The 12,809-nt window shown below is 39.1% G+C and carries 12 protein-coding genes; 8 read left to right on the top strand and 4 right to left on the bottom strand.

Features of this window, described 5'->3' with window-relative positions:
* Nucleotides 1–125: 125 nt before the first annotated feature.
* Together JL001_RS01440 and JL001_RS01435 are read left to right on the top strand one after the other, a co-directional pair.
* The gene (locus JL001_RS01440; protein WP_200974352.1) at nucleotides 126–962 is read left to right on the top strand and encodes a purine-nucleoside phosphorylase; all 837 of its coding nucleotides are present in this window, start codon (nucleotides 126–128) and stop codon (nucleotides 960–962) included.
* 85 nt (nucleotides 963–1,047) lie between these two features.
* The gene (locus JL001_RS01435; protein ID WP_200974351.1) at nucleotides 1,048–1,719 is read left to right on the top strand and encodes an FAD-binding oxidoreductase; all 672 of its coding nucleotides are present in this window, start codon (nucleotides 1,048–1,050) and stop codon (nucleotides 1,717–1,719) included.
* A 64-nt stretch (nucleotides 1,720–1,783) separates the two neighbouring features.
* Here JL001_RS01435 and JL001_RS01430 read toward each other — a convergent pair whose 3' ends face one another.
* Entirely contained in the window at nucleotides 1,784–3,079 is a 1,296-nt protein-coding gene (locus JL001_RS01430) for an amidohydrolase (RefSeq protein WP_200980270.1), read from the bottom strand.
* 157 nt (nucleotides 3,080–3,236) lie between these two features.
* Here JL001_RS01430 and JL001_RS01425 point away from each other — a divergent pair, with 157 nt between their 5' ends.
* The 5 genes from JL001_RS01425 (at nucleotide 3,237) to dnaN (ending at nucleotide 8,608) form a co-directional block, all read left to right on the top strand.
* Nucleotides 3,237–3,935: an SDR family oxidoreductase gene (locus JL001_RS01425; RefSeq protein WP_200974350.1), complete on the top strand. Its 699-nt coding sequence runs from the start codon at nucleotides 3,237–3,239 to the stop codon at nucleotides 3,933–3,935.
* A 1-nt stretch (nucleotide 3,936) separates the two neighbouring features.
* On the top strand, nucleotides 3,937–4,854 hold the full coding sequence (gldA, locus tag JL001_RS01420) for a gliding motility-associated ABC transporter ATP-binding subunit GldA (RefSeq protein WP_200974349.1): 918 nt from the start codon (nucleotides 3,937–3,939) through the stop codon (nucleotides 4,852–4,854).
* Nucleotides 4,851–5,573, top strand: coding sequence for a gliding motility-associated ABC transporter permease subunit GldF (gene gldF, locus JL001_RS01415; RefSeq protein WP_200974348.1), 723 nt, complete (start codon nucleotides 4,851–4,853; stop codon nucleotides 5,571–5,573). Before gldA ends, gldF begins: the two co-directional genes overlap by 4 nt.
* The gene (gene gldG, locus JL001_RS01410) at nucleotides 5,570–7,282 is read left to right on the top strand and encodes a gliding motility-associated ABC transporter substrate-binding protein GldG (RefSeq protein WP_200974347.1); all 1,713 of its coding nucleotides are present in this window, start codon (nucleotides 5,570–5,572) and stop codon (nucleotides 7,280–7,282) included. Before gldF ends, gldG begins: the two co-directional genes overlap by 4 nt.
* Before the next feature lie 201 nt (nucleotides 7,283–7,483).
* Entirely contained in the window at nucleotides 7,484–8,608 is a 1,125-nt protein-coding gene (gene dnaN, locus JL001_RS01405; RefSeq protein WP_200974346.1) for a DNA polymerase III subunit beta, read from the top strand.
* Between the two features lie 70 nt (nucleotides 8,609–8,678).
* Here the strand turns inward: dnaN and JL001_RS01400 are convergent, their stop codons facing one another.
* Nucleotides 8,679–9,455 (bottom strand): hypothetical protein, encoded by a 777-nt coding sequence (locus tag JL001_RS01400; RefSeq protein WP_200974345.1) that lies wholly within the window; start codon nucleotides 9,453–9,455, stop codon nucleotides 8,679–8,681.
* A gap of 409 nt (nucleotides 9,456–9,864) precedes the next feature.
* On the opposite strand from JL001_RS01400, the gene JL001_RS01395 reads away from it, so the two are divergent.
* A complete protein-coding gene (locus JL001_RS01395; RefSeq protein ID WP_200974344.1) occupies nucleotides 9,865–10,686 on the top strand; it encodes a hypothetical protein in 822 nt (273 codons plus the stop codon).
* Nucleotides 10,687–10,746: 60 nt separating this feature from the next.
* On the opposite strand, the gene murA is transcribed toward JL001_RS01395, so the two are convergent.
* Together murA and JL001_RS01385 are read right to left on the bottom strand one after the other, a co-directional pair.
* Nucleotides 10,747–12,054: a UDP-N-acetylglucosamine 1-carboxyvinyltransferase gene (gene murA / locus JL001_RS01390; RefSeq protein WP_200974343.1), complete on the bottom strand. Its 1,308-nt coding sequence runs from the start codon at nucleotides 12,052–12,054 to the stop codon at nucleotides 10,747–10,749.
* Complete coding sequence (locus JL001_RS01385; protein ID WP_200974342.1) at nucleotides 12,054–12,713, bottom strand: DUF4290 domain-containing protein; 660 nt, start codon at nucleotides 12,711–12,713, stop codon at nucleotides 12,054–12,056. Before JL001_RS01385 ends, murA begins: the two co-directional genes overlap by 1 nt.
* Between the last annotated feature and the right edge of the window lie 96 nt (nucleotides 12,714–12,809).

The following is a 12,809-nucleotide window of genomic DNA, read 5'->3' as shown; positions in this document are numbered from 1 at the left end:
TACTTATACTTGCAAAACTGCTCCTTAATATACAATATCGTGAGCCATAAAGTTTCTTGAGAAGGCTCAGAAAAATTATTGTTCCCTTCAAAATAAGAGCGAAGATTATCCATAACCAAATAAAAATGATAAAAGACATGCCCAATCCCTATCTCGAACAAATTGAAGAAGCTGTAAGCTATATCAACCAACAGGTAAAAGACCTACCCCAAGTGGGCATAATCTTAGGTACTGGATTAGGACAATTGATAGAGCATATCAAGATTGAGCAAGAGATTCCATATGCCAAAATACCTCATTTCCCTATTTCTACGGTGGAGACTCACAGCGGAGAGTTAGTCTTTGGGAAATTGTCAGGAATTAACGTAGTGGCGATGAAGGGGAGGTTTCATTATTATGAAGGCTATCATATGAAAGAAGTAACCTTTCCTGTTCGGGTAATGAGGCAATTGGGAATCAAGCAGCTAATCGTCTCCAACGCAGCAGGAGGACTTGATCCAGCATTTGAAATAGGGGATGTAATGATTATCAATGATCATATTGACCTATTTCCAGAAAACCCTTTGAGGGATAAAAATTTAGATGGGTTTGGAGTGAGATTTCCGGATATGAGTGAGCCTTATGCATTGGAGCTAATAGATAAAGCTATAAAAGTAGCCTATCAAAAAGGAATTAAAATACATCAAGGAGTCTATGTTGGTGTTCAAGGTCCCAACCTTGAGACTAGGGCTGAGTACCGATACTTGAGAACCATTGGGGCGGATGCAGTAGGGATGAGTACTGTGCCAGAAGTGATCGTGGCGCGGCAAATGGATTTGCCGGTTTTTGCCTTGTCGGCCATTACAGATTTATGTTCACCAGGTAAGATCAAGAAGATTTCCATCCAAGAAGTGATTGCGGCAGCAGCTATTGCTGAACCCAAAATGACTGAGATAATTAAAGAATTGGTTTCTGAAATGTAAATAAAACGGTTTTTTTCTGCCTTTTTTTAAGGTAGTATATTGGCTTTGGATTATAATAATCGCTTGGTTTTTTGTAAGTTCAAGTATGGCAACTTACAGAGTGAAAATATTAGAAAAAGAGAAGGTTACACATGATGTGAACCGTTACAAGTTGGAGAAGCCTCGTGGGTATAATTTTCAACCCGGCCAAGCAACAGAGGTTAGTTTGCTAAAAGCAGGGTGGGAAGCTGAAAAGCGTCCTTTTACTTTTACCAGTTTACCGTCAGATGATTACTTGGAGTTTATCATCAAATCCTATAAAGGTCATCAGGGAGTGACCAAAAGGTTGGACGAAGCTGAAGCTGGAGATGAATTAGAAATAGGAGATCCCTGGGGAACAATATCCTTTCAAGGAGAAGGGGTCTTTATAGCTGGTGGGGCAGGTATTACTCCTTTTATATCCATTTTAAGGCAGCTTCGCAAAAAGAATAAGGTTGGTACTAGCAAGTTGATTTTTGCAAATAAAACCAATGACGATATCATTCTTTATGAAGAGCTGAAGACAATATTGGGCCATAAATTTATCAATATCATTGCGAAGCAAAAGGATACAGCTTATGATAAGGGAATGATTGATAAGGCTTATTTAAAATCCAAAATTGGAGATTTTGAGCACCAACATTTTTATGTTTGTGGACCTCCTGGATTTATCAAAGCAGTTAATAGTGGATTGAAGGAGTTGGGAGCCAATCCTTCCACCTTAGTTTTTGAGCAATAATTACTTTAAGACCTTATAGATGTAAAACAGGCGATCAACAAATTGATCGCCTGTTTTAATTGAATCATTTCATTTCCATATAGTCCATAGTTAGGTAACTGAGGGCTCTAACTCCCAACAGAAGCCCTGATTCATCAATGAAAAAATCTGGTGTGTGGTGTGCAGCCACTTCTGTAGGGTCTTCTCCTTTTGACATTCCTCCCAAAAAGATAAATAAGCCTGGTGCTTCCATTTGGAAGTAGCTAAAGTCTTCTGCTCCAGTGATAGGGTCGTGATAAATGATGTTTTCTGCACCAGCCACTTGTTGCAATGTAGGGATCATTTTTTCTGTTAAGTCAGGATTGTTGATCGTAGCGGGATAGATTTTGTCAATGACCACATCCACATTTGCTCCAGCAGCTTCTCCTGTATTGGTGGCGATTTCATTTATTCTTTTATGGATCAAGCTTTGTTGCTCAGTGCCGTATGTTCTGATTGTTCCTAGCATTTCCACTTTTTCGGGAATGATATTTTGACGGACACCTCCATGGATACTTCCTATGGTAACTATAGCGGGATTCTCTGTGATATTGACATTTCTACTGATTATGGTTTGAAGAGCATTGACAATTTGAGCGGAAGTGACAATAGGATCAACTGATGACCAAGGGTAAGCACCATGTGCCTGACGGCCATTCACGGTTAGTTTCAGGTTGTCCACGGCAGCCATGGCAGGGCCGGATCTGTATTTGATTTTTCCTACTTCGGTTTGTGAGTTGATGTGCAAACCGAAAACGGCATCTACACCTTCCATTACCCCTTCTTCAACCATTTGTTTGGCTCCCCATGAATCCACGCCTTCTTCAAAAACACCTTCTTCCGATGGCTGAAAAATGAATTTCACATTTCCATGGATTTGGCCTTTCATCCCTGCCAAAACTTCGGCAACCCCCATTAATATGGCTACATGAGTGTCATGTCCACAGGCATGCATGACACCGATTTCCTGACCATTATAGACCGTTGTTTTGGTCGATTTAAACGGAAGATCATTACGCTCAGTGACTGGTAAAGCATCCATGTCAGCCCTTAATGCTACTGTCGGACCATCATGGCCACCTTTCAATAAACCGACTACACCAGTAACTGCCACTTGTTCCTGGACTTCGATTCCCAAGCTTCTCAGGTGGGCGGCAATTAGCTTTGCCGTTCTGGTTTCGTGGTTGCCCAATTCAGGATTTTGATGGATATCCCTTCTCCACTTGATTACTTTGGATTCGATGGCTGATGACCGATCATCTATGTCTTTGTGTAAAGAGGTTTGCGCAAAACTTGCCGAACTGAAGAGGGCTATAAGGAAGATTAAATAGTTCTTTAACATTATTTTCATGGTTGGATGTAATTAAAATTAGCAAAAGATTGGAGGCTTTAAAATACCCACTGAATAAGTTTTTAGTTTTAAATTATTTTTTTACTCCAAAAAAAGGCACAATTTGGGATTGATTTCTGCATTGTGTGTCAAACCTAAACTAATCAACATGAATTTAAAGGGACAAACAGCTATTGTAACAGGAGTAAGTAAAGGGATAGGTTTGGAGGTCGTTCTTCAATTATTGGAAAGGGGAGTTGTTGTTGCGGGGTGGGGAAGAAACCGGCCTGATTTGAACCATGATAACTTTCATTTTTTTAGCTGTGATGTTGCTAATGAAGCATCTATCGATGAGGCTTACAAAAGCACCATAAAACAATTAGGAGAAGATATTAGGATTTTGATCAACAATGCTGGTTTTGGGGTGGCTGGGGCGATCGATGAAATGTCAAGTGAGGATTGGAAATCAATGTTTGATGTGAACGTGCATGGGATATTTTATGTCACCAAAAGGGTAGTTCCCAATATGAAGGCCCAAGATGAAGGACATATTTTGAATGTAGCCTCTATTGCAGGGTTAAATGGAGTGGCTAAATTTGCAGGTTACTGTGGCACCAAGCATGCGGTCAAGGGGATTTCTCATGCTTTGTATATGGAGTTAAGAGAATTTGGGATAAAAGTATCTACCATCTATCCTGGTTCTGTAAAAACCAATTTCTTTGATGACATCGAAGGAATGAATGCACATGAAAATATGATGCGCCCAGAAGATGTGGCTACTACCATGGTGCAAACCTTGGAAACCCATCCCAATTATTTTATAGCAGATGTGGAGTGCAGGCCGCTTCGCCCAAAAGGAAAGCAATAAAATGTCTCTTGAAGTAAAACAGCTCAGCAAAAACTATAAAGATCAAAAAGCTCTGGATGGGGTGAGTTTTTCAGCCTCTTCAGGTCAGATTTTAGGTTTTTTAGGTCCTAATGGAGCGGGTAAGTCCACAACCATGAAAATTGCAGCAGGTTACCTACTGCCTGATCATGGAGATGTTTTGGTTAATGGGGTTTCTGTGATTGAACATCCTCAGCAAGTGAGTAGGCAAATTGGGTACTTGCCTGAACACAATCCTCTTTACATGGAGATGTATATTAAGGAATTCCTGACATTTATGGCTGGGATTTATGGTGTAAAAGGAGCTAAGGCTGATAGAAGAGTGCATGAGGTAATAGCATCATGTGGTCTAGAGACAGAAAAGCATAAAAAGATTGGTGCGCTTTCCAAAGGGTACCGCCAAAGAGTGGGCTTGGCAAAAGCTTTGGTCCATGATCCAAATGTAATTATCCTAGATGAGCCCACAACGGGTTTAGATCCCAATCAATTGGTCGAAATCCGTAAATTAATCAAGTCTATTAGCTTAGAGAAAACCTTAATCCTTAGCACGCACATTATGCAAGAAGTAGAAGCAATGTGTGATAGGGTAGTGATCATTCATCAGGGAAAGGTCATGGTGCAGGATTCATTGGTGAACCTTAAGTCGAGCAATGGCCAAGTATCCATTTATCTCGAGACACAGGAAAACCTGGAGACTGATTGGTTTACCAGCTTGCAAGGTGTCAATGAGGTGAGGGTATTGGCAGTAGGTTCTATTCAATTGTTGACCAATGAGCCCACTTCTTTGAGGAAAAATATACTGGAAGTAATAAATGAAAAGCAACTATCCTTATTAAGTCTCCGTCAGGAGGAGAGGAATCTTGAAACTATTTTTCACCAATTAACGAGTGCTGCTGTATGATGAGTTTGGTGTGGAAGGAGGTCAATTCCTTTTTTAATAATCTGACGGGATATTTAATTATTTCTGTTTTTTTGGTCGCATTGGGTTTGTTGGTTTGGGTGTTTCCTGAGACCAGTGTTTTACAATATGGCTTTGCTGATTTAGAAGCATTGTTTGTTTATACTCCATATGTATTTGTCTTTATGGTTCCAGCTATTACGATGCGGATGATAGCAGAAGAAAAGAGGAGTGGTACTTGGGAATTGCTGATGACCTCTCCACTAAAGCCCTATCAGATTGTATTGGCAAAGTACTTGGCGGGGGTGCTGGTGGTTATTTTAGCATTACTGCCTACCTTGATTTACTATTATAGCATTTACCAATTGGGAGCGCCGAAGGGCAATATAGACAGCGCAGGGTTTATTGGTTCTTTTTTTGGGATGATTTTGATAGGGGCTGTGTTTGCAGCTATTGGCCTTTTTAGTTCTTCTCTGACAGATAATCAAATTACCGCATTTGTAGTAGGCGCATTTATTAGTTTTGCCTTGTATTTTGGATTTACAGCTTTGGTCAGCTTAATGCAAATGAGCAGCATGGCTATCTTTTTGGAAGACCTCAGCCTGAATTATCATTATGAAAGTATGAGTAGGGGTGTAATTGCTTCTGGTGACCTGTTTTTCTTTTTTGGACTTATTGCCAGTTTAATTATCCTCACCACATTAATGATTAAAAAGCGATGAGCCAAAGAGGAAAACATATTGACCAAGTAATAAAGAGGAAGTTACTGCTGTCAGTTGGAGCTATATTAATTGTTATTGTAGGGCTTGTTTTGCTGAATAGCATGCTGTCTTTTAGATTTGACCTTACGGAGGAAAAGAGATTCTCCCTACATGAAGCTACTAAAAATGTACTGGCCAATCTGGAAGAACCCTTAGAGGTGGATATTTTGCTAACAGGAAACCTGCCAGGAGGAATGAGGCGTTTTCAAAAAAATATTGAAGAGACCCTTGAAACCTTTAATGCATACAGTAGTGAGAAAATTTCCATTAGGTATTTTGACCCTTTGGAAATCAAAATTGAGAATGAGCAGGAAGAATATATTTTGTATTTGGCAGAGTTTGGGATTAACCCCACTAATCTTTTTGCCAATGATAATGGAAGCCAAACTTCCCGTTTGATTTTTCCGGGAGTAGTGATTCGGAATGCCGAGTACGAAACAGGAGGTTTGTTGCTGAAAGGAGAAAAGGGAATGTCTCCGGATCAGATTTTGAACTTGTCCATTGAAAACCTTGAATATGAGCTAATCAGTATGATCGAGAAGCTGGTCAGTACTGATAAGAAAGCTATAGCCATGATCACTAACCATGGAGAGTTGCAGGATGATGAAGGGTATGGTATAGTTGAGGCATTGTCCGCAGAATATGAAGTGTACAAGGTTCCTTTGGAGCAAGCAAAGAGTGTGGATGACCTTATGGTATTTGATGCGATAATTATCGCCGGTCCTAAAGCGAATTTCAAGGAAAGAGAAATTTACCTTATGGATCAATATGTGATGAGAGGAGGGAATGTGCTCTTTTGTATTGACCCTTTGGCCGTTAATATGGAAAATGCCGGGGGAGAGGGAACGGTGGCATTAGCTTATGAAACTGGATTGGATCAGCTACTTTTTAAGTATGGTGTTAGGATCAATAAAGACCTTATACAAGATATGAATTTTGGCTACTATCCAGTTGTGGCAGGAGATTTTGGTAATCAACCGCAAATTACGCCTTTACCATGGCCTTTTTATGTGATCGCAACGAATATGAGTGATCATGTGATCACTAAAGGCTTGGATCAGATGAAATTTAGGTTTGTCAGCTCTTTGGATACAGTTAAGGCAGAAGGTGTAAGCAAAACCCCATTGGTGTTCAGTGGAGGTTATAGCCGAACATTAGCTCAGCCTGTAAATGTTGCTTTTAAAGATATGATGCAGGAGCCTGATATTTCTCTATTTAGCCAAAAGCATTTGCCTCTTGTGTATTTGCTGGAAGGGAATTTTACTTCTTACTTTAAGAACAGGTTTTTGCCAGAAGAATTTAAGGGTGACGGAAAGTTCACCGACTCTGGGTCGGGGACTGTAGTAGTAGTCGGAGATGGCGATTGGATACAGGGAGAAAGAAATGTTAAGACAGGGGAGCCGCTAGCTATTGGTATAGATCCATTTTCGGATGTAAGCGTTTCCAATAAAGTGTTCCTTGAAAATACGTTGAAGTACCTTTTGGATCCCAATGGAATCATGGTTACCAGAAGCAAAGAATTGAAAATTCGGCCTTTGAACAAAAAGCTTGTCGAAGAGGAGAAATTCAAGTGGCAGTTGATTAATATCGTCTTGCCCATTGTTTTGATCATGATGCTGGGGTTTGTGAAAGTTTATTGGAGAAAACGTAAATTTGGAAGCAAAAATTAAAGCAAATTTAAGAGAATTTATTGGGAGCAATTTTTTTGAGTAGAAATTCTGTAGGCTTACCTGCTTTTATGATTTTATTTATAAATTTACCCTGTTGAAAACTAATTGGAATAATAGCCTAGGATCAATGTGCTGAAATTGAGTGTTTATTGAAATAATGTCATATTTAGCCTTGTCCTTAAATAACTAAATCATATTCACATGAAATTTATTGTTTCTTCTTCTGCTCTTTTGAAGCAACTTTCCGGAATCAATGGAGTGGTGACCACCAATCCGGTCGTGCCGATATTAGAAAACTTTCTTTTTGAAATAAAAGAAGGTAAGTTAACCATTACGGCTTCCGACCTGCAGACCTCCATGATGACTGAGATAGATGTTGAGGCAAAAGAAGATGGAAATATTGCCGTTCCTGCAAAGATTCTTATCGAGACATTAAAAAATCTTCCAGAGCAGCCGGTGACTTTCAGTATCGATCATGATACTTACAGTGTGGAAATTAGCTCTGACAATGGCCGATACAAATTGGCAGGTGAGAATGCTACAGATTTCCCTAAAATTCCTTCTGTAAGCAACGCTACAGCGGTGGATATGTCAACGGAAGTACTTAGCAGCGCTATCAACAATACCATTTTTGCGACAAGTAATGATGAGCTTCGTCCTGCGATGACAGGTGTGTATGTGAATTTGAGTACAACCAATGCAACATTTGTAGCCACGGACGGACACCGATTGATTCGTTATAGGAGAGTGGATATTGCGGCTCAGGATGCTGCAAGTATTATTATTCCTAGAAAGGCACTCAACCTTTTGAAGTCAACACTTCCTGCAGAGAATGTCCCTGTGACGGTAGAATTCAATAATTCCAATGCTTATTTTAAGTTTGGCAATATCCAGATGATCTGTCGTTTGATTGATGAACGTTTCCCGGATTATGAAAATGTAATTCCGGTGGACAACGACAATGACATGACCATCGATAGAATAGAGTTTTTAAGCTCATTGAAAAGAATTGCCATTTACGCAAATAAAACTACTCACCAAGTAAGGTTAAAGCTTACCGGAAGTGAGCTTCAGATTTCTGCTGAAGATTTAGATTTCTCTAATGAGGCTAATGAAAGACTCTCTTGCGAGCATGAAGGAGAGGATATTGAGATTGGTTTCAATGCCAAGTTCTTGGTAGAGATGTTGAACAACATTTCGGCCAAGCAAGTGACCTTGAAGTTCAGTGCACCTAACAGAGCTGGTTTGATCGTTCCTAGTGATAAGGGGGATAATGAAGATATTTTGATGCTGGTGATGCCAGTGATGCTAAATAATTACGTGTAATCGTAAACGATTATATGTAAAAAAGCCAGCCTAAATTTAATTTAGGCTGGCTTTTATGTTTCAAGTAGGTTTACTCAGTGATTACCTCACCTGTGTTTTCCATTAGGATATTCTTTAATAATTTAAATGGTGCCTGATTATCTGAGTTACAGGTGATTTCTTCAGTGGATTTGTCAATGTGTATGAGGTATTCTAATGTCAAACTCTCATTGTTTTTAAGAGTACATTCAATTTCATAGATTTGGTCATTGTCAGTAGTCACCAGGTATGTCCCACTTAATTCAGTGACCGATTGGTCGTTTTTATTTATCTGCTCCAGCAAAACTTTATCCTCATGTAATAGGATAAATGAGTGGTCGATAGGTGGGGTTTTGATTTTTTGACCATTGATGATCAGCTCTTTTCCGTCTTGGTCTTTGACAACAGATTCAGCTTGGGTTCCCACAAAAGTGCCTATGAAATAAGGTGTACTTTCCATATTGGTCAGGGAATCTTGACCAGCTTGCGATTCGGTAAGGGTTTTAAGTAAAGACTTTAGTTTTTGATTAATACCGTAATTTATCTCAAGTTGATTATTGGTTTCAACAAGCTCGGTTTTCAAACTGTCTTGGCTTTTTTTTAACTCCAATATTTGATGGTCTAATGAATTCAAGTCTTGGAGTAAACCGTCTTTTTCATAACCCAGTTTGCGCTTGTCAGACTCAAGGTTCTCAATTCTTTGATTTAATTGTGTCATTTCATTCTTTAGTGATGAAATTTCTTGAACATGTTGCAGATAAGCATCCTCCAAGTCTTTCTTTTTGGAAGGCATTTCTTGAGCAAACAGTGGATAGATATTAAGTATCAAAAGCCCTATTATTAGGGACTTTAATTTGATAAAAGAGTTCATATTTGTTTTAAAGTTATGATTTAGAAAAGTCCTAGTGTTACTCTATGTTGGATAAATAATGTTTTACTATTCAGGTTGTTCATTTATGTAATCATGTCACTTGTTAGTTTTATGAATATAGTTAAAAAATAAATTTTTATACAAGTCAAGAAGCATGTTTCTAATTACCTGTGTATGGTAGAAAATATCAGGAAGCTTGAATTGGATCAAATGTTTAATAACTTATTGTTAATTAATGAATGTTTATTAATGTATTGTAATACAGTCTGTTAAAAAACTTAACATTGAAAAACGGACCAATGCTTTGACTCTATGTTAACAAATTGTTAATTTAATAACATAAAATTAACATAGAAAGGAGGGTAGGTTGAAAAGGGCATTAATTATACTGATAGCATTGGTTTTGGTGATATACCAGGGTATGTCACAGGATTGGTCTGAGGACCAGTCTGTTTTTGAAAGCGATGCAGAGAAAGAATTGTTGTTAAGTCAGGCACAGCCAATTCATCTGTTAAAAGCCTTGCATGCAAAGGATGAGGTGGATATGAAGCAGTTTGAAAAATTGACTGAAAAGCTGGATAAGAGAGCGGATAAAAAGCATTTTGTTGAATGGTTTGTGGGAGAGATTTTTTATAAGTCTCATCAGTATGTTTTAAAAAACTATAATCGTCACAGTACATTCAATGAGACCTTGGAAAACGGGTCATATGATTGTGTCAGTGGTTCGGCTGTATTAGGGCTTTTACTGGATAGATATGGTTTCGATTATGAGATAATAGAGACGGATTTTCATGTATTTGTTTTGGTTCATGATAATGATAAAACCTATGTTTTAGAAAGTACTGAGCCACGCTCTGGTTTTATAAAGGATCAAGATGAGGTGAAGGATTACATTGCAGCTTTTGTGCCTCGAAAGCAAAACCAGTCAAAACGGGATCGGTCGGAGTTGGCGGGTCTCTCAGATGGGGCTGGTGAAGAAAACACCATTTATTCTTCTATTTCTCTAAAAGAACTGGCTGGGCTTCAATATTACAATGATGCTGTTCTTCATTTTAATGAAGGTCAACAGGAAACTGCTTTAAAACAATTAAAAAAGGCAAAAGGTATTTATCCCAGCGAAAGGGTAAATGCTTTTGACCATTACCTCTCTCAACTCGAGAGTGAAAACAAGAAATTAGCGAGGAGATGATTTTTTAAGTAATAAGGCCGGTGAAAATTTCCACCGGCCTTTGTTTTATTGGAACGAATGTTAATCAATCCTGACAATATCAGCACCTAGTGCGTTTAGTCTTTGATCTATGTATTGATACCCTCTGTCTATTTGCTCAACATTGTCAATCACAGAAGTCCCTTCTGCAGATAATGCTGCGATCAAAAGGGATACCCCAGCCCTAATGTCTGGAGAAGTCATTCGAATACCTTTAAGAGGATATTTTCTATCCAGCCCGATAACCGTGGCTCTATGAGGGTCGCAAAGGATTATCTGAGCTCCCATATCTATTAGCTTATCTACAAAGAAAAGTCGACTTTCAAACATTTTCTGATGAACCAATACCGTGCCCTTGGCCTGCGTAGCAGTTACCAGTACAATGCTGAGCAGGTCTGGAGTGAAACCTGGCCATATTGCGTCAGCAACTGTCAGGATGGAGCCATCAATAAATGTCTCTATTTCATAATGTTTTTGGGCTGGGATATGGATGTCATCGCCTCTGAACTCCAACTTGATACCCATCCTGCGGAAAGTATCAGGGATAATGCCCAACCTGTGGATTTGGGCATCTTTGATAGTGATTTCGGATTGAGTCATGGCAGCAAGTCCGATAAACGACCCAATTTCAATCATATCAGGAAGTAAGGTGTGCTCAGTCCCACCCAGCTTCTCAACTCCTTCTATGTTCAATAAGTTGGAGCCTACTCCAGTGATTTTTGCCCCCATCCTGTTAAGCATGTCACAAAGTTGCTGTAGGTAGGGTTCGCAAGCGGCATTGTAAATGGTGGTTTTTCCTTCGGCCAATACAGCAGCCATAAGGATATTGGCTGTGCCAGTGACAGAAGCTTCGTCAAGGAGCATGTAGGCTCCTTTTAAGTTCTTTCCGTCAATATTGTATATTTCTCTTTGGGTGTCATAGTTGAATTTGGCTCCCAAGTTTTGAAAACCAATAAAATGGGTGTCCAATCTTCTGCGCCCAATTTTATCCCCCCCTGGTTTGGATATTTTTCCTTTTCCAAATCTTGCCAATAAAGGGCCGAGAATCATAACTGAACCTCTTAAAGCAGATGCTTTAGTCAAGAATTTGTCAGAATCCAAATATTCGAGATCTACTTTGGAAGCATTGAATCGGTAGCTTTCTGGAGCGATCTTTTCTACACTTACTCCCATATCCGCCAATAATTCAATGAGTTTATTGACATCCCTGATGTTAGGGATTTTGTTGATTGTTACGTCTTGGTCAGTTAAAAGTACGGCGCATAAAATTTGTAGCGCTTCATTTTTAGCGCCTTGAGGGGTGATTTCGCCTTTTAATTTTAATCCCCCTTTTACTCGGAATGAGGACATTAATTTCTGCGTTTTTTGTAGTTACCTCCGTTGTTTCTTCTTTTGCCTCCTCTTCTTCCAGAGTTGGATGGTTGGTCTGGCTGACTGTTGGTTTTGAAATCTCTTCTCATGTTGGTTTCGAAAAGAGAATTTTCTTTTACCTTTTCAAGGTCAATATGGAGTTTGCCTTTTGAGAGCGTTTTGATGTCGTCAATGATGATGCCATCGTCAAAATTTTCCCTGTTCCAAGTGGAATGGAAGCTTCTCATTAACTGGCCTATATAAATGATAGCAGTTTCCTGTTCTTCATCATTTTGGATTTCAATGGCTCTTTCTATAAGCTTTTCAATGTTCCTCCCGTAGTGCTTGAACTTTACTTCGCCTTCAGGGTATCCAATGGTTAGCGGCTTTTTGCCCAAAAGTTCCTTTTCCGGCATTGGGAAAGGACTGTCAACATCCAACTGGAAATTGGACATGATGAAAAGGTCGTCCCATAACTTTTGGTCGTTCTCAATTTTAAGTTGGGGATTAAGCTGCTTCATCAGTTCTACCAAGGTGTAGGACTGTTCAGTCCTTTTGGCTTTGTCAGGAACATTGGTGATATAGTCCACCAGTTTCTGAATGTTTTTTCCGTATTCTTTCAAAATTACTGAGTGTTTATGCTTTTCTTGTTCTTTCATATCTTGCCCCAGTTAAGTTAACAACTGCTTCAATTTACGAAAAAATGTCGTTAAATGGGGTAGATGGATTTATGATAATGTTAATGGTTTTGCTGT

The organism is Echinicola sp. 20G, assembly GCF_015533855.1.
In the GTDB taxonomy this organism is placed as follows: Bacteria; Bacteroidota; Bacteroidia; order Cytophagales; family Cyclobacteriaceae; genus Echinicola.
Note: the sequence above shows the minus strand (reverse complement) of the source record. Positions and strands in the feature narration are given on the sequence as shown.

Coding starts and splice junctions, on each gene's coding strand:
- gldG (WP_200974347.1), top strand. CDS start 5,570: ATGAGCCAAAGAGGAAAACATATTGACCAAGTAATAAAGAGGAAGTTA.
- JL001_RS01430 (WP_200980270.1), bottom strand. CDS start 3,079: ATGTTAAAGAACTATTTAATCTTCCTTATAGCCCTCTTCAGTTCGGCA.
- gldF (WP_200974348.1), top strand. CDS start 4,851: ATGATGAGTTTGGTGTGGAAGGAGGTCAATTCCTTTTTTAATAATCTG.
- dnaN (WP_200974346.1), top strand. CDS start 7,484: ATGAAATTTATTGTTTCTTCTTCTGCTCTTTTGAAGCAACTTTCCGGA.
- JL001_RS01440 (WP_200974352.1), top strand. CDS start 126: ATGATAAAAGACATGCCCAATCCCTATCTCGAACAAATTGAAGAAGCT.
- gldA (WP_200974349.1), top strand. CDS start 3,937: ATGTCTCTTGAAGTAAAACAGCTCAGCAAAAACTATAAAGATCAAAAA.
- JL001_RS01435 (WP_200974351.1), top strand. CDS start 1,048: ATGGCAACTTACAGAGTGAAAATATTAGAAAAAGAGAAGGTTACACAT.
- JL001_RS01425 (WP_200974350.1), top strand. CDS start 3,237: ATGAATTTAAAGGGACAAACAGCTATTGTAACAGGAGTAAGTAAAGGG.
- murA (WP_200974343.1), bottom strand. CDS start 12,054: ATGTCCTCATTCCGAGTAAAAGGGGGATTAAAATTAAAAGGCGAAATC.
- JL001_RS01385 (WP_200974342.1), bottom strand. CDS start 12,713: ATGAAAGAACAAGAAAAGCATAAACACTCAGTAATTTTGAAAGAATAC.